25 protein-coding genes are annotated in these 21,593 nt (G+C 60.9%); 10 read left to right on the top strand and 15 right to left on the bottom strand.

Going from position 1 to position 21,593, the window contains the following annotated elements; genetic code table 11:
- The first annotated feature begins 22 nt into the window (after positions 1–22).
- Together ACILSQ_RS08700 and ACILSQ_RS08695 are read left to right on the top strand one after the other, a co-directional pair.
- On the top strand, positions 23–1,414 hold the full coding sequence (locus tag ACILSQ_RS08700) for a sulfatase-like hydrolase/transferase (RefSeq protein ID WP_395743211.1): 1,392 nt from the start codon (positions 23–25) through the stop codon (positions 1,412–1,414).
- Positions 1,415–1,454: 40 nt separating this feature from the next.
- A complete protein-coding gene (locus tag ACILSQ_RS08695) occupies positions 1,455–2,351 on the top strand; it encodes an alpha/beta hydrolase (RefSeq protein WP_395743210.1) in 897 nt (298 codons plus the stop codon).
- Between the two features lie 20 nt (positions 2,352–2,371).
- Here ACILSQ_RS08695 and ACILSQ_RS08690 read toward each other — a convergent pair whose 3' ends face one another.
- Complete coding sequence (locus tag ACILSQ_RS08690) at positions 2,372–2,836, bottom strand: L,D-transpeptidase family protein (RefSeq protein WP_395743209.1); 465 nt, start codon at positions 2,834–2,836, stop codon at positions 2,372–2,374.
- 102 nt (positions 2,837–2,938) lie between these two features.
- On the opposite strand from ACILSQ_RS08690, the gene ACILSQ_RS08685 reads away from it, so the two are divergent.
- Genes ACILSQ_RS08685 through ACILSQ_RS08670 form a run of 4 tightly spaced genes read left to right on the top strand, consistent with a single transcriptional unit; the run spans position 2,939 to position 5,188 of the window.
- A complete protein-coding gene (locus tag ACILSQ_RS08685) occupies positions 2,939–3,526 on the top strand; it encodes a TetR/AcrR family transcriptional regulator (RefSeq protein WP_395743208.1) in 588 nt (195 codons plus the stop codon).
- 55 nt (positions 3,527–3,581) lie between these two features.
- Positions 3,582–3,896 (top strand): thioredoxin, encoded by a 315-nt coding sequence (trxA, locus tag ACILSQ_RS08680; protein WP_395743207.1) that lies wholly within the window; start codon positions 3,582–3,584, stop codon positions 3,894–3,896.
- Between the two features lie 46 nt (positions 3,897–3,942).
- Positions 3,943–4,386 carry a DUF5069 domain-containing protein gene (locus ACILSQ_RS08675; RefSeq protein ID WP_395743206.1) on the top strand — a complete coding sequence of 148 codons (444 nt, stop codon included), beginning with the start codon at positions 3,943–3,945 and terminating at the stop codon, positions 4,384–4,386.
- A 43-nt stretch (positions 4,387–4,429) separates the two neighbouring features.
- A complete protein-coding gene (locus ACILSQ_RS08670) occupies positions 4,430–5,188 on the top strand; it encodes an SDR family oxidoreductase (protein WP_395743205.1) in 759 nt (252 codons plus the stop codon).
- Between the two features lie 66 nt (positions 5,189–5,254).
- Here ACILSQ_RS08670 and pncA read toward each other — a convergent pair whose 3' ends face one another.
- The 13 genes from pncA to ACILSQ_RS08605 all read right to left on the bottom strand — a co-directional run bounded on the left by pncA (position 5,255) and on the right by ACILSQ_RS08605 (position 15,277).
- On the bottom strand, positions 5,255–5,854 hold the full coding sequence (gene pncA / locus ACILSQ_RS08665) for a bifunctional nicotinamidase/pyrazinamidase (RefSeq protein WP_395743204.1): 600 nt from the start codon (positions 5,852–5,854) through the stop codon (positions 5,255–5,257).
- Complete coding sequence (locus ACILSQ_RS08660) at positions 5,851–6,396, bottom strand: endonuclease V (protein WP_395743203.1); 546 nt, start codon at positions 6,394–6,396, stop codon at positions 5,851–5,853. Before ACILSQ_RS08660 ends, pncA begins: the two co-directional genes overlap by 4 nt.
- Positions 6,393–7,832 (bottom strand): nicotinate phosphoribosyltransferase, encoded by a 1,440-nt coding sequence (locus ACILSQ_RS08655; protein WP_395743202.1) that lies wholly within the window; start codon positions 7,830–7,832, stop codon positions 6,393–6,395. The genes ACILSQ_RS08660 and ACILSQ_RS08655 overlap by 4 nt, the downstream gene beginning before the upstream one ends.
- A gap of 8 nt (positions 7,833–7,840) precedes the next feature.
- Positions 7,841–8,194, bottom strand: coding sequence for a hypothetical protein (locus ACILSQ_RS08650; RefSeq protein WP_395743201.1), 354 nt, complete (start codon positions 8,192–8,194; stop codon positions 7,841–7,843).
- Positions 8,195–8,232: 38 nt separating this feature from the next.
- Positions 8,233–8,754 carry an O-acetyl-ADP-ribose deacetylase gene (locus ACILSQ_RS08645; RefSeq protein WP_395743200.1) on the bottom strand — a complete coding sequence of 174 codons (522 nt, stop codon included), beginning with the start codon at positions 8,752–8,754 and terminating at the stop codon, positions 8,233–8,235.
- Positions 8,751–9,245 (bottom strand): Appr-1-p processing protein, encoded by a 495-nt coding sequence (locus tag ACILSQ_RS08640; RefSeq protein WP_395743199.1) that lies wholly within the window; start codon positions 9,243–9,245, stop codon positions 8,751–8,753. The genes ACILSQ_RS08645 and ACILSQ_RS08640 overlap by 4 nt, the downstream gene beginning before the upstream one ends.
- Positions 9,242–9,787 (bottom strand): RNA 2'-phosphotransferase, encoded by a 546-nt coding sequence (locus tag ACILSQ_RS08635; protein WP_395743198.1) that lies wholly within the window; start codon positions 9,785–9,787, stop codon positions 9,242–9,244. The genes ACILSQ_RS08640 and ACILSQ_RS08635 overlap by 4 nt, the downstream gene beginning before the upstream one ends.
- A 7-nt stretch (positions 9,788–9,794) precedes the next feature.
- The gene (locus ACILSQ_RS08630; protein ID WP_395743197.1) at positions 9,795–10,736 is read right to left on the bottom strand and encodes a DUF1152 domain-containing protein; all 942 of its coding nucleotides are present in this window, start codon (positions 10,734–10,736) and stop codon (positions 9,795–9,797) included.
- Positions 10,733–11,665 carry an ADP-ribosylglycohydrolase family protein gene (locus tag ACILSQ_RS08625; RefSeq protein ID WP_395743196.1) on the bottom strand — a complete coding sequence of 311 codons (933 nt, stop codon included), beginning with the start codon at positions 11,663–11,665 and terminating at the stop codon, positions 10,733–10,735. Before ACILSQ_RS08625 ends, ACILSQ_RS08630 begins: the two co-directional genes overlap by 4 nt.
- A gap of 10 nt (positions 11,666–11,675) precedes the next feature.
- A complete protein-coding gene (locus ACILSQ_RS08620) occupies positions 11,676–12,707 on the bottom strand; it encodes a hypothetical protein (protein ID WP_395743195.1) in 1,032 nt (343 codons plus the stop codon).
- A complete protein-coding gene (locus ACILSQ_RS08615) occupies positions 12,704–13,672 on the bottom strand; it encodes an ADP-ribosylglycohydrolase family protein (protein ID WP_395743194.1) in 969 nt (322 codons plus the stop codon). Before ACILSQ_RS08615 ends, ACILSQ_RS08620 begins: the two co-directional genes overlap by 4 nt.
- An 82-nt stretch (positions 13,673–13,754) precedes the next feature.
- Positions 13,755–14,585, bottom strand: a complete 831-nt coding sequence (locus ACILSQ_RS08610) for a TIGR02452 family protein (protein ID WP_395743193.1) — start codon at positions 14,583–14,585, stop codon at positions 13,755–13,757.
- On the bottom strand, positions 14,582–15,277 hold the full coding sequence (locus ACILSQ_RS08605; protein WP_395743192.1) for an NUDIX hydrolase: 696 nt from the start codon (positions 15,275–15,277) through the stop codon (positions 14,582–14,584). The genes ACILSQ_RS08610 and ACILSQ_RS08605 overlap by 4 nt, the downstream gene beginning before the upstream one ends.
- Positions 15,278–15,617: 340 nt before the next feature.
- Here ACILSQ_RS08605 and ACILSQ_RS08600 point away from each other — a divergent pair, with 340 nt between their 5' ends.
- The 4 genes from ACILSQ_RS08600 (at position 15,618) to ACILSQ_RS08585 (ending at position 20,550) form a co-directional block, all read left to right on the top strand.
- Positions 15,618–16,643 (top strand): aspartate-semialdehyde dehydrogenase, encoded by a 1,026-nt coding sequence (locus ACILSQ_RS08600; protein WP_395743191.1) that lies wholly within the window; start codon positions 15,618–15,620, stop codon positions 16,641–16,643.
- A gap of 356 nt (positions 16,644–16,999) precedes the next feature.
- Positions 17,000–18,676, top strand: coding sequence for a sensor histidine kinase (locus tag ACILSQ_RS08595; protein ID WP_395743190.1), 1,677 nt, complete (start codon positions 17,000–17,002; stop codon positions 18,674–18,676).
- Positions 18,673–19,356, top strand: a complete 684-nt coding sequence (locus ACILSQ_RS08590; RefSeq protein ID WP_395743189.1) for a response regulator transcription factor — start codon at positions 18,673–18,675, stop codon at positions 19,354–19,356. The genes ACILSQ_RS08595 and ACILSQ_RS08590 overlap by 4 nt, the downstream gene beginning before the upstream one ends.
- 117 nt (positions 19,357–19,473) lie before the next feature.
- Positions 19,474–20,550, top strand: coding sequence for a dipeptidase (locus ACILSQ_RS08585; protein WP_395743188.1), 1,077 nt, complete (start codon positions 19,474–19,476; stop codon positions 20,548–20,550).
- 14 nt (positions 20,551–20,564) lie between these two features.
- Here the strand turns inward: ACILSQ_RS08585 and rtcA are convergent, their stop codons facing one another.
- Entirely contained in the window at positions 20,565–21,593 is a 1,029-nt protein-coding gene (gene rtcA, locus ACILSQ_RS08580) for an RNA 3'-terminal phosphate cyclase (protein WP_395743187.1), read from the bottom strand.

Here is a 21,593-nt window from a genome sequence, read left to right as displayed (position 1 = left end):
TGATTTGCGGCGTTATGATCCCATGCGCGCGCTGCTTCTTCTCATCCTGACCCTCGGCACCGGTCTTCACGCGGCGCCAAACATTCTGCTGATCGTGGCTGATGACCAGCGGCCTGACACGGTGCATGCGCTCGGCAATGCGCTCATTGAAACCCCCACTCTTGACCGCCTCGCCGCCAGCGGCACTTCTTTCTCGCGGGCGTATGCGGGCTACCCCATCTGCCATGTGAGCCGGGCGCAGATTCTGACTGGCAATCCAGCTTTCAAGGCACTGCCGAAATATCCCGCAGGCGCGATCGATCCCCGCCTGGCCACGCTCGGCGGCACGCTGCAGAAGGCCGGATACCACACCTGCTACACCGGAAAATGGCACAATGACGGGCACCCCACACAGCGCGGTTACACGGCGACGAGCGGGCTCTACTCCAGCGGTGGCGGAAAAGGCGCCACGCAGCCGGACGTGGATGACCGTGGCCGTCCGCTGACGGGCTACCGCGGCTGGACATTCAAGGACGAGAACAACCAGGCGGAACTCGACAAAGGCGTCGGCCTTCAGCGGGACAACAGCCGCCACATCGCGGATGGTGCCATTCACGCGATTCAAACCGCACCGAAAGACAGGCCGCTCTTTCTTCACGTGAATTTTGCCTTTCCGCATGACCCGAGGCAGTGGCCGGAGGGCATGAAGGACCGCTACGCCGCCGCGAAGATGGTGCTGCCGGCCAACTTTGCGCCGCAGCATCCTTTTGATCACGGCAACATCAACGGTCGCGATGAGCTGCTGCTGCCGACGCCCCGCACGGAGAGCGCTGTGCGGGAGGAGCTCGCGATCTACTACGCCATGATCACGGACCTGGACGCCCAGCTCGGCCGCATCCTCGCCGCGCTGCCGGCGCCGGAGGAGACGATCATCATTTTCACCAGTGATCAAGGCCTGGCGCTCGGCAGCCATGGTCTGCTGGGCAAGCAGAACGAGTATGAGCACAGCATCCGCAGCCCGATGATCATCTGCGGCCCCGGTCTGCCAAAAGGTGAGCGCAGTGCTGCGCTGGTGAATCTGAATGACATATTTCCCACGCTGTGCGAGCTGGCCGGCGTGCCGGTTCCAGCGACGGTGCAGTCGAAAAGTCTCGCGCCGCTGCTGCGGCACCAGACGGAGCGCGTGCATGAGTTTGTCACCGGCGTTTTTACGGACACGCAGCGCATGATCTGCGATGAACGCTGGAAATTGGTGCTGTACCCAAAGGCGGGGCGCGAGCAGCTCTTTGATCTGCAAAAGGATCCGGATGAGCTGCATGACCTGAGCGCTGACGCCGCGCATGCGAACAAACGCGATGAACTGAAAGCCAGACTGGCGGAATGGCGGCGCGAACAGGGCGACCCCGACCTGGCGAAGAGCGCTGTACCGCGGTGAAAGGCCGCACGTGACGTGCCGTTCCTAGCAGGCCATGCACATGCCCACGAAATCTCTCTGCCTCGCGCTGTTTCTCACCGCCACCTTGCTGAGCGCCCAAGACGCCGCACCGGGCGTCAAGCCCGCCGCCAGGAAAGCGACGCCGGATGCCACGGATCAGGCGGCCGCCAAGCTCAAACCGACGCGCGTACTGCCCTATAAGAAGATCGGCGACAATGAGCTGCAGCTTCACGTCTTTGAGCCGGAGGGATTCAAAGCCGGTGACGGCCGGGCATGCTTTCTGGTGATCCATGGAGGTGGATGGACAGGCGGCACGCCCCAGCGCATGTATCCCTTCGCCGCGCATTATGCGGAGCTGGGCCTCGTGGGCATCAGCATGCAGTACCGGCTGCACAGCCAGAAGACGGGTGTCAGTGTCTTTGACTGCGTGAAGGACGCGCGCTCCGCCGTGCGCTACATCCGCTCTCACGCGGCGGAGCTGGGGATCGACCCGCAAAAAATCATTGTGAGCGGAGGTTCCGCAGGCGGACATCTTGCGGCGGCCACGGCTCTTTTTGACGGCGTCAATGAAGACACCGATGACCTCAAAGTTTCAGCCTCGCCCAATGCGCTGGTGCTTCTGTTTCCAGTGATCGACACCTCCAAGGAAGGCTATGGCAATGCCAAGATCGGCGAACGCTGGCAGGAGCTGTCCCCGGTGCATCACGTGCGCGCGGGCCTGCCGCCCACGCTCATCTTTCACGGCACGGGAGACACCGTCACGCCCTTTGCCGGCGCCAAGGCATTCCACGAGGCGATGCTGAAGGCGGGCAACCGCTGCGAGCTGGATGTGAACGAGGGTGGAGCCCATGGCTACCTCATGCGGAGCAAGGCGCTGCTCGACGACACGATGCAGAAGACGGATGTTTTTCTGAAGTCGCTGGGACTGCTGAAGTGAAGCGCCGCCGCCGTCCTTATTTATTCCTCGATCCACACCGGAGTGCCCACTGGCACGCGGTCAAAGAGGTCGATCATCTCATGATTCCTCATGCGCACGCAGCCATGGCTGGCGGGGCGGCCGATGCTGGCCTCGTCATTGGTGCCGTGGATGTAGATGTAGCGCTGAAAGGTGTTCTCATTGCGCGGCTCGGTGCCGTGCAGCCAGAGAATGCGGGTGAGCACAAGATCGGAGCTTGTTTCCATCCCCGGCCGCCAGTGTCCGACGGGCTGGCGTGCCTTGAAGATGGTGCCGCTGTCCGCGCCGGCGCCGTGCTTTTCTTTGACGATGAACCGGCCCAGAGGCGTCTTGTTGCTGCCCTCGGTAAAGCCGATGCCAAACTTCGAGGTGCTGCACGGCCACTCATGCACGAGCCGAAGGTCATCAAACAAGCGCAGGCGCTGCGTGCCAATGCTGACTTCGAGGTGGGGATTGCGGAGGCTCATACGGGGAAGATTCACCATGCCGGCCTTTTCTGCACGCTTTTTGGCAGGGGCTGAAAAAAGACTTTGACGAATTAGACCAATCAGTCTAATCATTCTCCCATCATGAGCGACCGAACGACCAAAGAACGCATTCTCGACGCAGCCGAAGGGCTGATGCTCGAGAAGAGCTTTCACTCGGTCGGACTGACTGAAATTCTGGAGGCGGTGAAAGTGCCCAAGGGTTCCTTTTACCACCATTTCAAATCCAAGGAGCAGTTTGGTGTGGAACTGCTGAAGCATTACGTGGCCGATGCCACGGCCTACAAGAAGGAGATGCTGCTTTCTCCCACGCCTGAGCCCGATCCTCTGCGCCGGCTGCTGAGCTTCTTTGAAGGGAACATCTGCCGCGTGCTGGAAACGAAGGGGAAATGCCCCTGTCTGGTGCTCAAGCTGGCGGCCGAGGTGGCGGACATGAGCGAAGGGATGCGCGAGGTGCTCGCGGCTGGAAATCGCGAATGGATCGCCCTCCTGGCGCAGGTGCTGCAGGAGGGCATTGATAAAAAGAAGATCGCCAAAAGCGTGCGCCCTGCTGAAGCAGCCGGCATCATTCACGACCTGTGGAACGGGGCCATGCAGCGCTCCGCTGTCTCCCGTGATGCCACTCCGCCACGCGAGGCGCTGGCCTTCATTCGCAATCTGCTCACGCCGTGATTTTCTTTTTGCCGCCTAATAAACCGACCGGTCTAATCTAAACCTGAACAAACCTATGAAACCCATCGCACTCACTACCGAAACTTTTGATGCCACACTCGCCAGCACTGACCAGCCCGTCCTTGTGGACTTCTGGGCAGAGTGGTGCGGTCCTTGCAAGATGATGTCGCCCGTTCTCGACCAGCTTGCCTCCGAGCAGGCTGGACGCGCCACCATCGCAAAGGTGGACATCGACGCCTATCCCGAACTGCAGGAGCGCTTTGGCATCCGCGCGATCCCCACGCTCATCGTCTTCAAAGACGGCCAGCCCGTGAACACCATCACCGGTGTGAAGAGCAAGGGCGTCCTGGAAGCCGCGCTGACCGCCTGATTTTTTCCCACCCAAAACCAAAACCAAACTCAAACACACCACCCTCATGTCCACCGACCTCACGCAACGTCCCCCACGCAGCCCACGTGTCCGCCTTGGCGGCTATGTGCTCCTGCCCCGCCTGCTCGACAAATGCCGCGCCGAGATCGCCGGCAAAAACGGCGAGTATCACTACAACTGCCCGCTGGATCAGCGCTTTCTCAGCTTCACCGGCATCGACCACGAAGCGCTGAAGACCGAAGCGGCCAAGGGCCTGGGAGACGCCGAGATGTTCTCCTGGCTCGAAAAGAGCGCGCTGTATAAACGCAGCGACTATGAGATCGCCCAGTGGAGCCGTTTCCGCGAAAGCGCAGTGCCGGCTGACAACGAAAGCCGCGAGTACATCAGCGCGCAGATTGCCAAATCAGGCGGCGAGGCGCGTGAAGATATCGGCACCTGGTTCGATTACCTCGACTTTGACGACTATGTCAGCTTCGGCGGCAAAGCTTAAATCCATCTCACTCCCAACATCCATCCCTCAGGACCAAACCCATATGCAAACCTCATTCCAAAACAAAGTTGTTCTCATCACCGGAGCCACCAGCGGCATCGGCAAAACCAGTGCTCTCGCCTTCGGCAAAGCCGGGGCGAAAGTGGTCGTCAGCGGCCGGCGTGAAGCGGAAGGCCAGGCCGTGGTGGCCGAAATCAAAGCCGCGGGTGGCGAGGCCACCTTCGTGAAAGCAGACGTGGCCAAGGAGGCTGACGTGGCGGCGCTCGTGGCTAAAACGGTGGAAACGTATGGCCGCCTCGATGTGGCTTTCAACAACGCGGGCATCGAACTCACCGGCCCGATCGTGGACGTCAACGAGGCGGACTACCGCCGCACCTTTGACATCAATGTGTGGGGTGTGATCACCTCGATGAAGCATGAGATTCCGGTGATGCTGAAGCAGGACGGTGGTGTGATTATCAACACGAGCAGTGTCGCCGGGCATATCGGCATGGGCGGAGCCAGTGTCTATGTCGCCAGCAAGCATGCTGTGGAAGGCCTGACGAAGGCTGCAGCCATGGAATATGCCAAGCAGGGCATCCGAGTGAACGCCGTGGCACCCGCTGTGATCGAGACCGACATGTTCGAACGCTTCACCGGTGGCAACGAAGAAGCGGCCAACTACATGCGCTCCCTGCATCCTATCGGCCGCGGAGGTCGTTCGGAGGAGATCGCCAATCCAGTGCTGTTCCTGGCAAGCGATGCGGCGTCCTTCATCACGGGTGCCTCCCTGAATGTGGATGGCGGCTTCCTGGCGCAATAACACGCCACCCCTCACGCCCGCGCTCCGCAGCCATGCTGAGCGCGGGCTTTTTTGTGGCCAGGTGAATCAACTTTGGATCACGGCACCTGCGGCCCGCATTTCCGCGAGGGCGCGGTCCACATCTCCGGGCTGGAGATTGACGCCGCGGCAGGCGGAGGTGAGGACGGTGACGGCGAAGCCTTCGGCGAGGGCATCGAGGACGGTGAATTTGACGCAGTAGTCGGTGGCGACACCGGCGACGTGGAGCTCGTGGACGCCCTGGGATTTCAGCCACCCTGCCATGCCGGTCGAGGCGCGGTGGCCGTTGTCGTAAAAGCCGCTGTAGCTGTCGATGCGCGGGTTCATGCCTTTGGTGAAGACGCGGGCGATGCTTTGAGTGTCAAGACCTGGAGCGAAGAGCGCGCCGCCCGTGTTTTGCACGCAGTGCACAGGCCAGAGCGTCTGCGGCAGGCCGTCGAGAGTGATTTGGTCAAAGATGTTTTTCCCGGGATGATTGGCGGCAAAGCTGCCGTGATCCGCGGGATGCCAGTCCTGGGTGGCGACAACGAGGTGGAACTGGGGAATGAGCTGGTTGACGATGGGGATGATTTCATCGCCGCCAGTGACGGCGAGAGCGCCTCCGGGCATGAAGTCGTTCTGAATGTCGATGAGGAGGAGGGTTTTCATGGAGGAGGACGTTCGGATTCGGTGCACCCTGTGCGGCACAGGTGGTCAACAAGCTTGAGCAAAGTGGGCATGCGGAAGCTGCCGTGCATGGAGTGAATGTGCTCCACAGCCTCCTGCTGTGGCATGCCGATGGTGGTGACAAACAAGGGACGATGGCTGTCGCCACGCAGGACGTGGGCGGCATGGGGCGAACCATCAAAAGAGGTTTTGGCGACACCGATGACCGGAATACCGGTGGCTTCATGCAGATGCCAGCCCAAGCCGGGCTCGCCAGGGCGAAGCCAGACGTGGCCATCCACCACGATGATGCCGGGTGGCTGAGGCAGGCGTTTGAGGACTTCAAGCAGGCATGGAAGCTCGCGCCGGTAGAAGTGTCCCGGTTCGTATTCTGCCACCTGCGAGATCTGGCACAGCTCCTGGGAGATGGGCCTGTCATCCGCCCACTTCTCAAACAAGACGGCGGCGGCAGTCGCGCCGTGTTCATGGTAGCAAACGTCCAGAGCGGCGATGAGAGGCTGCGTGGTTTGCGCGGGTGTGTTCACGTTCTGGCCTTCTGGATGAGCTGCATCTTTTGCTCGTACAGGGTGCGCTCGATTCCCGCAGGATAGGCATGCGGATGCTGGAGGCGCTTCACCGTGTCATGAAGATGAGCGAGCTGTTCACGGCAGCGTGTTTGGATCTGCGGCAGCGTGGGCAGAGCGGCGATGAGTTTTCCGGCGCGGAAAACTGGCTGCAGCAGGTCTTCGTGGGCGGCTCCTTCAGGGATGTGCTTGCTGCGGGTGGGATCGCTGGGGTGAATGATCTCCACGGATGCGGGGCAGCCGTGCTCTTCATCAAAAATGGCGTCGCCACGAAATTCGCCGTTCAGGGTGAAGCGGCGCACCTGCTGGATGCCGGGATTGCTGACTTTGACGGCTTGCTCGCTGAGTTTGATTTTCGGCTCCCATTCGCCTGACGCATTGCGGATGGCGCCGAGCTTGTAAACGCCGCCAAGCGCGGGCTGCGAACCACCGGTGACCATCTGGGTGCCCACACCCCACACGCCGATCCTGGAGCCCTGATGCTTCAGACTTTCAATGAGGTGCTCGTCGAGGTCATTGCTGGCGACAATGAAGGCATTTGGAAAGCCGCCTTCGTCGAGGATGCGGCGGGCCTCAACGCTGAGCCAGGCGAGATCGCCGGAATCGAGGCGGATGCCGGCGAGTTCATGGCCGCGATCACGCAAATGATGGCCGGCTTCCACGGCGTGGCGCACGCCTTCCAGGGTGTCGTAGGTGTCCACGAGGAAAACGCAGTTGTTCGGCAGGGCCTGCGCGTAGGCCTCAAAGGCTGCGAGCTCGGTGTCGAAGGACATGACCCATGAATGGGCATGCGTACCACGCACCGGAATGCCATGGGTCATGCCAGCGAGAACATTCGACGTGGAGGCACAACCGCCGATGAATGCGGCGCGGCTGGCCATCACCGCGCCATCCGGACCCTGCGCACGCCGCAGGCCAAACTCCAGCACCGGCTCGCCCTGGGCAGCGAGGCAGACGCGTGCCGACTTGGTGGCGATGAGCGTTTGGAAGTTGATCATGTTCAGCAGCGCCGTTTCGACGAGCTGCGCCTGAATGAGGGGCCCTTTGATGCGAATGAGGGGCTCATGGGGAAAGACGACGGTTCCCTCCGGAATCGCATCCACATCGCAGCGCCAGTCGAGCGTGCTGAGGTAGTCGAGAAAGCCGCGCTCAAAGAGCGGCCTGCCATCCCGCCCGGGCAGCGTGGCCAGATAGTCCAGCTCCGCCGCGCTGAAGCGGAAACCCTGCAGCCACTTGACCACATCCCCCAGCCCTGCCGCGACGGCATAGCCGCCTGAGAAGGGCAGCTTGCGAAAGAACAAATGAAACACCGCCTCCTGCTCCGCCTTGCCGCATTTCCAGTATCCGGCGGCCATGGTGAGCTGATAGAGATCGGTGAGGAGGGGGGAGGTGGTCATGTCAGTGATTAAAGTGTGCCGTCGAGGTAGTCAGCAAGGCGCGGATTGATCTGGCGCGCCAAAATACCGTGGTACCATGGCGAACGGATCTGCCAGATAATGACAAGGACCGTGACTGGCAATTGAAACAGCAGCGGCGACAGCCAGTTCAGCCTGCCGAAAGCGAGGTGCGTGGCGACATTGAGCACAAACACTGCGGCCCAGAGAAGCTCCCAGCGGCGCCAAACCAGGAAGACATTGCAGAAGAGAAAGAAGTGGCCTAGCGCCGCAGGCACGATCCACCAGAGCGGGAAGGACTGAGTGGCAAGCCACCAGGATAGGCATGCACCTGCCATGAGAATCACGGCGTCGAGCGGGGACATGCGAAATCCGCAGTTTCGGCTCGCGGGTGGCCTGAAATTCATAACTGTGGTTGGATGAGAGCCTCGTAACGCTGCCGGTCCGCCTCTGCAAAGCAGCAGAAGATGACCTGCTTTAGTGAGGACGGCGTGGCGAGGAAGTCGCGAACTGTCTCCACGGCAATCTGCGCCGCCAGATCGGGTGGGAAGCGATAGACGCCCGTGGAAATGCAGGGAAAGGCGATGCTGGCGAGATGATGCTCCGCCGCGATTCGCAGCGAGTTTGCATAACAACTGCGCAGCTTCTCTGGCTCCCCTTGGGTGCCGCCGTTCCAGACGGGCCCCACCGTGTGAATGATGTGCCGCGCTTTGAGACGGTAGCCTTGAGTCATCTTCGCTTCGCCGGTGCGGCAGCCGTTCAGCATGCGACACTCGGCCAGGAGACCGGGCCCGGCGGCGCGATGGATCGCTCCATCCACACCGCCACCGCCCAGCAGCGAAGTGTTGGCGGCATTGACGATGGCATCCACATCAAGGGTGGTGATGTCTGCCTGGAGGGCTTTCAGAGTGACGGCGGTGTTCATGCTGTTAAATCGTAAATTGTCACAGGAATGCCTCGGCTGCTGAGGCGGGAGAAAATCAGGGGCTCGATCTCGTCCCAGGAACCACCGGCCAGACCGCAGCCGATGCGTGGCATGTGCACACCTGCGTTTTGCCGCGAGGCTTCCTCCGCGACGCGGATCAAAGCCTGATCGATGGCGGCGTATCGAATGGGGGGCTGACCGGCAATGCGACGAATGCCGTGCTGACCGATCATGTTGGCCACGGTGATGTTTTCGCCCACACGGACAAACTGGACTTCGCCGAGTGCAAACGGTGCGGAGCCGGCGGCTCCATCATGGCGCCACTGGCGGTACTGCTGCTCAGGCTGTTTCCAACGCTTTGACAAGGCCAGGACGAATCCTGCTCCCCAGCCACCGGTGTCATTGCAAACATGTGCAACGATCACCTGCCCGATGGCATCTGGTTGTGTGGCATCGCCAACGATGTATTGAACGGGCACGAACTGGCTCATGGAAAGCGGATGAACTGCGGCGGCACGTGGTCCACGAGCCAGACGTTGTTGGTGCTGAGGTAAAAGCTGTGGCCTGCCTTGTGCATCTTCGTGGCGAGGATGGTGAGGAGGACGGGCTTCCCATGCCGTCCGCCAACTTCCATGGTCATCTTTGTTTCTGCTGCGAGGTGCACGTGATGGCGCTGCATTTTCAGAAGGCCCTGAGTGCGGATGTTTTCGAGGAAGCGCGTGGCGGTGCCGTGATAGAGGATGGCGGGCGGGGGCTTGGGTTCGTAGTTCAGATCCACCTCCACGGAGTGTCCCTGGCTGGCGCGGATGCGGGTGCCATCGGGACTGAACTCGAAACGTTTTTTGGCGTTGGTGGCGACGATGTGATCGAGATCGGCGCGGCTCATCGTGCGCCTGGCTTTGGCGCAGCCGGTCAGCAGATCTTCGACACTCACCCAGCCTGCGGTGTCGAGGGTGATGTGAGCGGTTTCGGGCTGATGGCGCAGCACCAGGCTGAGGAACTTGCTAGTGCGGGTTGTCTGTTCAGGGTTCATTCAATTTCTAAATAGGTATGTCCATCCATGGACGGAGCTTTTGCTGATTGTGATAGTTTGAGATGCGAAAGGTCAGTTCGCTGTAGGTGTCTGTGGTTTGAATGCGATCGAGGTAGCGGCTTTTGCGGGCCACGGAGTCGAGGTCGAAGGCCCAGTGCTGGCTCATGAGCGGATTGATAAACAGACGCGAGCCTTGGGTGCGGGTGGTGGTATGGACATCCCCGAAGAGGCCTTTGACGGCGTTGACGATGCTGCCGTTTACAATGCTGGATCGCCGTGGCATGCAGCCGTGAACGAACTCCACTGCGGCGGCATATTTTTGCGCTTCTGGCATCTCCCAAAGGAGGCTCCAGGTGCCGAGATGACCACCGATGGCTGAGAGCGCTGCGGCGTTTTCGAGGAAGTGCGCATGGCAGACACCATGATAAGCATCCACGCCAAGCCCAAGACAGACGACAAATTTTCGAATGTCCGAAGGCAATGAGTGAGCGGCGGCGAGAGACGCGATGTCTTCCTGCGGGGTGCCGAGTCCACATTCGTCTCCGCGCATGAGGATGTCCGTGCCGCCATCGATGAGGATGAGGGTGTCGAAGTTCAAGGTGGCAGCGAGCCATTCATAAGCTGCACGGACGGGCCGAACGCCGCCTGGCTGGAGGGCATGAATGGGAGTATCCTGGCCTTCGGATTCCAGCCATTGCGCGAGATACTTCTCAGGGAAGTATTCGGACGAACCGGAGGTGTTGCCACGGACGACAGAGAGTTGCGGCAGGGGTTTGTTCTCGCAAAAAGAGAGATCTGAAAAGGACCAGTTTGCAAGATGCACGGTTTTGCCCTGGCTGCGGAGCCAGAAGAAGAGCGGCAGGCCAGCGAACACATCGAAGCCGCCTCCTGCGCCAGCGATGAGAACATTTTTAGCGGGTTCGAGCTGAGTGAAGAAAGGGAGTTTCATGCTTTCTCCCCTTCCCCGGTGTTGAGATTCAGAGGTTCGCGGGAGGCGAGCCATTCGTCTGGAATTCCTGCACGGCCGGTGGCGAGTGCGACCAAGCTGCCGACAATGGCGCAGTTGGTATCCATATCTCCATACACCGAAACCGCAGCCCACAGGGCTTCGGTATAGTCGTCGAGATGGCGGCACGCGCACCAGAGACAGAAAGGCACGGTATCGGAAGAAATCACCTGGGAGCCATTGCCCAAAATCAGGGCGGCTGTTTTTGGTGAAAGATCAAGCGGCAAAGTCAGTGCTTTTTTAACACGCCAGTAGGTTTCGGTTTGAGGAAGATTGGCGAGAACGAATTTGATCAATTCATGATCTTTCTTTTTGGACGCATCATGCTGTGTGACCATCCAGGCTGCGGCGAGCGCCACAGCTATGGCGCCCGTCTGACCATCTTCATGGGCATGGGTGACTTTGGCGGAATCTCGGGCATGTGAGATGAGAAGCGTCAGATCATCCGCAAAATAAGCGCCAATGGGTGCAGCACGCATGGCACCGCCATTGCCGCAGGAGCCTTCACCATCAAAGACGCGGCCTGCGGCCTCCTGCCATGGCACACCTTCACCGATGGATTGCAAGATGCCGCGTGCAGTGCCGCCGTAACCGCGATCAGGCTCTTTGGCGTATTGCGCAGCAAACTCCAAAGCAAGCCAGCCAGGGACAATACCGTCATGCTGTTGCAAGCTGCGGACGATGGCGACAGCCATCACTGTGTCATCGGTAAAGAACCATGGAGGTGGCGGAATGAAACGCCCTTCAAGCCGCTGATCCGCAGTGACTGGGGTGACAAAGAAGAAACTCTGTCCGAACGCATCGCCGACTGACAAGCCGTCGAGAGACAGCAGAGCACGCTGGAGTCGTTCGTGATTGGAAGTGGCAGTCATGGGAACAGGATCAGTTGCCGTCGCTTTGGCCCCAGCTGAAGTGGAGCTTTTCGATTTCATCGAGGATGGAAGGGAGATGAGTGAGACGGTCGTTGTTGGTGACGAGGTCGAGGAAGGCGCGGGCTTCGTCGAAGTGGAAGAGGTCGCGGTCGGGGCCGATGTGGAAGGTCAGGTGTGCGATACCGGCCATCTTTGCGGCGAGCATCTGAAGCAAAGCCATAAGGGTGCGGTTGCCGCCGAAGGCTCCGCAGCCCCACCAGCCGGTGTGGATGGTGACCTGATCTGATGAGACGTTTTGGCGGGTGGATTCAAGCACTGCAGCCATGAAGCCGCTGCCGGCGGTCTGCAGAATATCGGTGATCTGCCTGCGTGAATAAGCGCCCGTGCCGGTGGGAGCGGAGATGGCGATGATGTTGGACGACCGATTCAGAACGGTGATCGTGCGCAGCACCTCGGCGGTGCTGGCGTGCTGAAAGGCATTGCCATACAGCGGGTTCGTTTTCACCCCAGACCAAAATGGGCTGACGAGGATCTGCCACCAGGATAATGCGACGCCCTTCAGTGCAGCAGCGCCGGAGAGATCCAAGGAGCACTGGCGTGGCACATTGGAAATAAGCACGGGGGTGCTGATGCCGTTTTCGCGTGTGAGAGCGGGCTGCTGATCATGAAGCAGTGCCTCGCGCAAGGAACCGAGCACGGGATGCTCGAGCACCTGCCATTCATCCTGCGCCATGAGCGGTGAGCCATAGGCGGCGAAAAGACGCGGGTCGGCGAAGTTGAGATGCCAGATGCCGGGTGCGGAATCGCGGTAGGTGAAGAAGCCGGTCTCGGCTTTGAAGTCGCATGCATGCAGCGGTGCTTCATCTGGCAGAGGCGCCAGCTCCCAACGGGTGTAGCGCAGGGTCCCGCCCGGGGCCTCGCCTTCAGAAAGCACGAGGTCATAGACGGCCTGCTTGTGAGGATGCCGCCAGACGGGCGGGAAATCCGACGCCAGACGGGCGATGTCGAAATCGATCTGCTGCTGGAGGGCGGGAGGATTCATGAATGGTTCACGTGAGTTTTGGCAGCAGAGTTTTTTTCAAACTGGCCCACGAGAATCTTTAGATCCTGCTGGCGCGGCAGAGCCAGGCGCCACTCCGCAGGAATCGCATCGAATCCGTAATGCAGCCCGGCAAGTCCACCGGCCACGCAGCCGGTGGTGTCGGTGTCGTCGCCGAGGTTCACGGCTTTGAGTACACAGTCAGAGAAGCTGGTGGTGGACAGCAGGCACCAAAGCGAAGCGGTGAGGGTGTCGATGACGTAGCCACTGGAGTGAATGTGAATCTCTGGCCGAGATGCGAGATCACTGTGGAGGAGATCGCGGAAGGTGCCGAGCTCTTCTTCATCAGCATAGAGACGTTGAAAATCTGCCTGAGCATTTGCGAGGGCAGATTGAGGATTTGCGCCCCGCACCAAGCCGCGGACCACGAGACCGTGGAAGACGCAGGCCATCTGCGAGCGCGGGTGTCCATGGGTGATGACTGACGCCTGCGAGATGCGGGTCATGAAAGTGTTGTCATCCTGCTCAAGGCTTGCCAGCGCGACGGGCAGAATGCGCATGAGGGAGCCGTTGCCGTTGTCGTAAACGCCACGACCGCCGGCCTGAAGCGCCGGGGTGCCGTTACGGATGCGGAGCAAGGCCTGCCGGGTGGCGATGCCGATGTCAAAGACGAGGCCGTGTGCGGCCCAGTGGCCGAGCTCGAACCACTGAAGAAAGCGCTCGCCCATGTCCTGCGCATCAAAGCCTTTTTCCACGAGACTTTCGACAGCGCAGAGCAGCAGAGAGCCGTCATCGCTCCACGTGCCGGCAGGCTGGTGGTGCACACCATAGGCACGCATGCCTAGCACCGGGTCTTTTGTTCGTGCCTCGCGTCCGGCAAACTCCACGGGGACGCCGAGAGCATCACCGACCAGAGAGCCGTAGAGGCCGCCGGGAATGCGTTGCTTGTTTATTGGGTGCGGTTTCATGGTCGTTCTTCTTTGGGCCGCTGTACCTCCATCAGGGCAAAACCGAGCAGGTTCAGCCTTTTCCCGGGGCGAGCTTGCGCATTCATGCTGAAAACTGGTCTTTGAATGCCTGCAGATTGGGTCCGCTGCCTGTGGGATCAAAAACAGCGAAGGTGATTGTTTTGAAATGACCGGACCATGGGCGGCCGGGCTGAAGGAGATCTGCAAAGGCGCGGGCAACCGTGCGTGGGTCGTTTCGGAAGACGCCGCAGCCCCAGGCCCCGAGGACCAGATGATCCACCCCGCTCAGGGCGGCCGCATGCAGCACCATTTCGGCGCGGCGGCGCAGGGCAGGCTCCACCTCCGGTTTTCGGTCAGGCTCATTGGCCATCACCGCTCCGGCATTGGGAGCCGGGGCAGTGATCACGCTAACCAGCAGCGGCTCTTCGAGCAGCAGCCCTTCGTCATCGCGGAAGAACGGCACCTCCGGAGTAGCGATAATGATGTCTAGATAAATGCAGGAGTGGTTGGCGCGGTTGCGGGCATAGTAGTCAGGCGCGCAGAGCAGGCAGTCATACAAAGCGCTGGCACGAGACAGGGCCTCCTCCTGTGCCTCAGCTCCGTTTAGGAAACCGCCGCCCGGGTTTTTGGCCGAGGCAAAGTTGAGACAGCCAATGCGGGCCGCGCCTTGCAGGCGCAGACGCTGCATGGCGGCAAAGGTGCTTTCAGCGGTGACTTCGATCTTCGCTTCAGCGCCAGGCTGCGAGGGCGCGCCCAGTCCCGGAAGCGGGGGTTCGTAAATCCGCGTGCCGAGTTTCGCTGCTTGCACCGATGTGGCGATGTCCACACGCTGCCCCGAGGGAGCCGTGTAAAATCCCTGTTCAACGATTTGGACGGTCTGGCGTGCCAGTTCCTGGCGGGTGCTTCTTTTCATATCTCAAAAAGGAATCCCTTCTTTTTCAGCCGCTCGTACCGCACGGGATCAAAGCGGAAGAGCTGGGCGGGACGGTGGGGGCCGTCGCGGTGTTGTTCTTTGAGGGGGACGAGGAGGTCGTAGCTGAGGACTTTTTTGCGGAAGTTGCGCTTGTCGATCGGTGCGCCGAGGACGCTTTCGTAGAGGCGCTGGAGCTGGGTGAGGGTGAACTTGGGCGGGAGGAGCTCGAAGCCGATGGGATGATAGATGAGCTTGCCACGCAGGCGGGCGAGGGCGGCGGCGAAGATTTCGGCGTGATCGAAAGCGAGAGCGGGGATGTCGCTGACGGGAAACCAGCGAGCCTCGGCGGCGTCCGTGGAGGCGGCGGTGGTGTGGTCGGCGGGCTTGGTCAGTGCGTAGTAGGCCACGCTGACGACACGCTCGCGAGGGTCGCGATTGACACTGCCGAAGGTGTAAAGCTGCTCGAGGAAGAGATCCTTGAGGCCGGTTTCTTCTTCGAGCTCGCGGCGGGCGGCGTCATCGAGGGTTTCTTCGACGCGGACGAAGCCGCCGGGAAGGGCCCAGTGGTCTTTGAAGGGTGCGATACCGCGACGGATGAGCAGCACCTGCAAGGCAGCCTGGTTGCTGTCAAAACCGAAGACGACGCAGTCCACGGTGAGGGCGGCCCTTGGGTATTCATAAGTGTGTTTCACACACGAAGTAGTGTGTATTTTTCACACGAAGTCAAGGCTGAGTTTTTTTGGAGGAGGAAGTCAAAGAGGGAGGGGCGGGGCGATTGGGCCTGAGTCTCCAGGGAGGAGGAGGAAGATGTTGCGGGAAGAGGAGGCACTGGGTGCGGTGGGGCGACTTGATCGAGGACCCGTTCTTCGCTAAAGCTACGAAGGGCAGGCTGAGTTCGAGTAGGAGGACGAGGACGATTTTGAGCGGGCGCCGGGGTGCGCTGAGCGCTGTTACCCCCTTGCATCTCGCGGGTGAGGACCTACTATGGCGGCCCCTTTGAACCAACCCCCTCGTTAGAACCGTTAGAATACCATGAGCACCCTGAAGAATGTCGCCATCGTCGGAGCAACAGGCGCTGTGGGCGCGGAGATGATCCGCTGCCTGGAAGAGCGCAAGTTTCCCGTCGGCCAGCTTACCCTCCTCGCCTCCGCACGCAGCGCCGGGAAGAAGCTGAAGTTCAAGGGTGAGGAGATCACCATTCAGGAGCTCACCCCGGACTCCTTCAAGGGCATCGACATCGCGCTCTTCAGCGCGGGCGGCGGCATCTCGCGCGACTTCGCCCCGCACGCGGTGAAGGCCGGTGCCGTGGTGGTGGACAATTCCTCCTTCTTCCGCCAGGACCCGAACGTGCCGCTGGTGGTACCGGAGATCAATGCGGCCGATGTGAAGAACCACAAGGGCATCATCGCGAATCCCAACTGCACCACCGCCATCTCACTGATGGCGCTGTATCCGCTGCACCAGGCCTTTGGTGTGAAGCGCATCTTTGCCTCCAGCTACCAGGCGGTGTCTGGCACGGGCGCGCAGGCCATCGAGGAGCTGGCGAACCAGTCCCGCGAGTGGGCCAGCCAGAACCGTGAGTGGGATGCCGCAAAGCTGGACAGCAAGCCGCATGTGTATCCGCACCAGATCGCCTTCAATGCGATCCCGCATGTGGATTCCTTCCTCGAGTCCGGCTACACGAAGGAAGAAATGAAGATGGAAAACGAAGGACGCAAGATCATGCACCACGACAAGTTCCGTGCGTCCGTGACCTGCGTGCGCATCCCGGTCTTCCGTGCGCACAGCATCGCCATCAGCGCCGAATTTGAAAAGCCTGTCACGGTGGAAGCAGCGCGCGAAGTGCTGAGCAAGGCACCGGGCCTGGATGTGCTGGATGATCCGGCGAGCAAGCAGTATCCGCTGGCGCTGGACATCGCCGGCCGTGACAACTGCGCCGTGGGCCGCCTCCGCGCGGACTGCGCGCTGGACAACGGCCTGTGCTTCTGGGTGGTGGGTGATCAGCTCCTCAAAGGCGCGGCGCTGAATGCGGTGCAGATCGCGGAATGCCTGCTGTAAAAGCGTCCGAAATCGATGATTTAAAAGGCGGGGCCATTTGGGTCCCGCCTTTTTCATGGTTGCAGGTCGCCTTTGAAGCCGCAAAAAAGCCGTCTTACAATTTCCTTACAACCTGCTCACAAGCTGCTGACTCATTTATTTTCACGCGTGCGAATTTAGCGGCAGATCACAGGAACGCGGCGCAGGCCGCAGACCTCAAAGATCATCCCTTTCTGAAGTGTGGTTATCCTTCTGGCTGTTGGAAACACCTACAAAGTTGCCGGGGCGGACTGAAGAGTCCGCCCCGGTCCTTTTTATGGATTTTATAAAATTTAGATGACCAAATAAAGCATGAGGCTAAATTATCCGCCTCGCGCATGCTTCAACGTCGCTCCACGATCCTGTTCATCATCCTGGTCATCCTGCCCCTGGCTCTGCTGGCGTGGCTGGGCACCTACCTGATTCGCGATGCGGAAAAGCGCACGGACGCCTCCATGCAGGCCATTCTGGCTGAGCGCCTTAGCTCGGCAGACCAGCACCTGCTGCATGACATGCGGCAGCTCACGGACCGGCTGGACACCTGGGGTGCGCAGAGCATTGGCTCCGCCCGCTTGATGTCCCAGCGGCTGGCCACACACCCGTGGATCGCGCAGACGTGGTCCGTGAGCGGAGAGGGCGAAACGGCTCCCATCGAGTCTTTTGAGGGCAAGGCGGGGTATCAGCCCGGGCAGATTTTCAAGGCGGAGGACCGCATCAAAGCGATCCAAGAATCGACCCGGAACCCTGACAGCATGCCGCAGTTTGTCTCCGTGCTGGAGGATGGCGGCCCGCCTTTTCAAAGGATCTACGTTTCGAAGCTTTCCACGCTGCAGCAGCGCTCCTCCCAGTGGATGACTTACATCAAGATGTTCGGCTACCACATCGACGATCGTCCGGTGCAGTCTGAAACCCCCATGTCGTGGAGCGGCTGGCATGTGGGGGATTCCGTCTTCATGTACTGGCACCGTTTTTCTGACGGCAGCCTGAGCTGCGCGCTGATGAACCCGCAGAGGCTGATGAACTCCCTGTTTCAGCGCCTGCCGCAGCCAGGGCTGGCCATTCCGCCCGGCCGCATGATGCTGACCACGGTCAAGGGCATCCCTCTGCATGAATGGGGCAAAAAACTGCCCGGCTCCGAGGGCTCGCCTGCCGCCCACCGTGCATGCTCGGAACCTCTCTCCCAATGGGAGATGGCCTATACGCCGGCGTATGAGGAGTTTCCAAAACCCTACCTCTTTCCCATCATCCTCGGCGTGAGTTCCGGCATCGTGCTCGTGTTTGTGGTCGGCTGGCTGTACTTCCACGAAAGCGCCAGCGAGATCCGCGTGGCGCAGCAGCGCGTGACCTTTGTGAATCAAATCTCGCATGAGCTGAAGACGCCGCTGACCAACATCCGCCTGTATGCCGAGATGGCGGCGCACCGCGCGGAGTCGCAGGGGGACAGCATTGCCAAGCGCCAGCTCGGTGTGGTGGAGGCCGAGACCTCGCGCCTGGACCGGCTGATCCAAAACGTTCTGAACTATGCCCGCCAGCAGCGCGACAAGCTCACCATCCAGCCCAAGGAGCTGGCCCTGGATCAAAACGTCTCGCGCATCGTCGAATTCTGGAAGCCCCTGCTGGAGAACAAGGGCTTTGAAATCGTGACCACGCTCAACGGCCCGGAGTCGGTGATGGCCGATCCTGACGCCATCGAGCAGATCCTGGGCAATCTCATTTCCAATGTGGACAAATACGCCAATTCCGGGAAGTGGATTGCCATTCGCACCGAGTATGACGAGCGCAACACGCGGATCATTGTGGAGGATCACGGCCCGGGCATTCCCTCCGGCAAACGGCGCACAGTTTTCGAGCCCTTTGAACGCCTGCGCTCCGACCTCGCCGAGGGCGTGAGCGGCACCGGCATAGGATTGACCATCTCGCGCGAACTGGCACAATTGCATGGCGGTTCGCTCACGGTGTGTCCTAATTACCGCGACGGCGCACGTTTCATTCTCACCCTCCCCAACAAGCCATGACTAAAATACTCATCGCCGAAGACGACGACCACACGCGCGATGCCCTGCGCGAGGTACTCAGCATGGAGGGCTACGAAGTCATCCCAGCCAGCGACGGCCTGCAGGCGGTGGACTTCTTCCGCGCTGAGAATCCGGACTTCGTGTGCCTGGATGTGATGATGCCCGGCCTCAACGGCTACGAGGTGTGCAAGCAAATCCGCCGCCAGGATGAGAAGGTGCCCATCCTCTTCCTCACGGCGAAGGCCGAGGAGATCGACACGGTGCTGGGGCTGGAACTCGGAGCCGACGACTACATGACGAAGCCCTTTGGCGTGAAGGAGATCATCGCGCGCATCCGCGCCATCCTGCGCCGCACGGCCTCACGCGGCGGTGGCAAGGGAGATGATGACTTCACCATGGATGATCTGCGCATCGTGCCAACGGAGCTGCGCGCCTACCGCGACAAGACGGAGCTGCCGCTGAGCCCGCGCGACGTCAAGGTGCTGCGGCTGCTCTATGACCGCCGCGGCAAGGTGATCGACCGCAACACCCTGGCGGACGAGGTGTGGGGCGTGGACTACTTCCCCGAGAGCCGGGCGCTGGACCAGCACATTTCCCAGCTGCGCAAACGCATCGAAAAAGACCCCGCCCAGCCGCGCATCATCCGCACGGTGCATGGCGCGGGCTATCGGTTTGAATGACAGGTGCATTAGGCTGCGTAGAATGACGCTTCCGTTGATTCGCTTCGCTCACCCTTCGGGCTAGCTTCGGTCGTTTGTCTCGTTATCACTCGGGTTCATCATCCGTCATTCATTCTCATGCTCACCTTCGACGCCCACCTCGACCTCAGCCTCAACGCCCTCGGCGGATTCAATCGCGACCTGCGCCTGTCGGCGCATGAGATTCGCCGACGTGAGGCGGGCATGACGGGCAAAGGCCGTGCCGGGGGCACCACGTGTTTTCCTGACATGCGGCGTGGGCAGGTGGGCATCTGCGTGGCCACCCAGCTCGCGGGCTGCATGCCGGGGCCGTCTCCCATCGCCGGGTGGATGTCTCCCGAGCAGGCCTGGGCGGAGACACAGGGACAGCTCTCGTGGTATCGCGCCATGGAGGAGCTGGGCGAGATGCGCCAGATCCGCAACATCCGCGAGCTGGATGAAATGGTGGCGCTGTGGAATGACACTTCGATTCCTGACGAGAAGAAAGCCATCGGCTACATCCTGAGTCTGGAGGGTGCGGACTCCATCCGCACTGTGGGCCACCTGGAAAAAGCCTGGGAGCAGGGACTGCGCGCCATGGGCCCAGCCCACTACGGCGTGTGCCGGTATGCCCTGGGTCATGACAAAGTGGGTCCCCTTCCCGCTGGCGGCAAAGAGCTCATCCAGGAAATGGACCGCCTGGGCATGATTCTCGATGTCACACACCTCAGCGACGAATGCTTCTGGCAGGCGCTGGAAATTCATCAGGGGACCGTTTGGGCCAGCCACAGCAACTGCCGTGCTCTGGTGCCAGATCCGCGCCAGTTTGACGATGACCAGATCAAGGCGCTCATCGCTCGAGGTGGTGTCATGGGTGCGGCGCTGGATGCGTGGATGATGATCCCGGGATGGATCCGCGGCAAAACCACGCCGCAGGACACGGGGCTGAAGCTGGAGGTCATCTGCGATCACATTGACCACGTCTGCCAGCTCGCGGGGAATTCCCTGCACAGCGGCATCGGTACGGATCTCGACGGTGGCTATGGCATCGAGCAGACGCCGGAGGATCTGGACACCATCGCCGACCTGGCGCGCATCCCTGCCATGCTCGCCAAACGCGGTTACACGGACGAGGACATTGCCAACATCATGCACGGCAACTACCTGCGCCTGCTGCGTGAGGCCTGGGCGGAGTGATGCAGAACAGCACCTCAGCGGCAGGTGATGCTTTTCACCCCTGGAGCCGGCTCCTCCACGGCAAACTTCACCGGCAGAAACTGCTCGATCAGCGCCATGTTCGTGCGCGTGTGGTCGCTGATGGCCACCGTGTGAAAAACACCGCCGCCCGCCAGCGCCATGGGCAGCAGGAGCTGATCCGCCAGATGCACCCCCACCGGCGCGGATGAGGCCAGATAGGAGCGCAGGCCCTTCGCCGCACCGGTGGCCACGGCTTCAGATGATTTGCCGAGCTGCGCGATGCCGCTGGTGATTTCGCACACATTCGCAAAGCGCGCGCCCAGGAAAACCGCATTGCCCGGACCAATGCTTTCGCGCGCATAACGCAGCTCAATGTGATGGGCAGGCCATTCCAGCAAGGCGGAGGCTGTCATGATTTCGCGCTGCGCGATATCGGATGGCAGATGCGCGTGCAGCACGCGGCCAAAGGTTTCCACCGCCGCGCCTCGCTCGGTCAGCTCGAACTTTTTCCATTGTTTGACGGGCCAGATTTCCGCGGTGATCACGCCACCTCCCGCCTGCATGAAGCCCACCTGCTCCAGCTTTGCCTTCGCGTCCACGCCCATGCTCCAGAGCATCGGCAGATAGCAGTGCTCGATGAACTCATATGGAGGAGCCATGGGGTTGTGGGTGCCGCCTTCAATGCGTACCGTGCTGGATTTCTCCGCATGCAGCAGCGCGGGCAGCAGCGTCTGCAGCACCAGCGTGGTGCTGCCGCCGGAGCCGATGGCGAAGGAGTAATCCCCTCCCACGATCTTGCCGGGGCGAAACACAAGCTCCACCGATCCCAGCTCCGCGCCATCGACGCACGCATCGCCCACTTCAGCCGCCGCCTTCACGCAGGTGAGATGCTGGCGCATCAGCCCCGGCTTCGGCCGCTTGCCGCGGATGTTGATCATGCGAAAGGGACGCCCGGTGACCAGGGACAGTGAGAGGGAGGAGCGCAGAAGCTGGCCGCCGCCGGATTCGCCGGAGATTTGGAGGATGGGGGTGGATTTGGTCAT

Origin of the sequence: Prosthecobacter sp. (assembly GCF_044227185.1) — a bacterium.
In the GTDB taxonomy this organism is placed as follows: Bacteria; Verrucomicrobiota; Verrucomicrobiia; order Verrucomicrobiales; family Verrucomicrobiaceae; genus Prosthecobacter.
The sequence above is the reverse complement of the archived record's forward strand: the minus strand, read 5'-3'. Positions and strand labels throughout refer to the sequence as shown.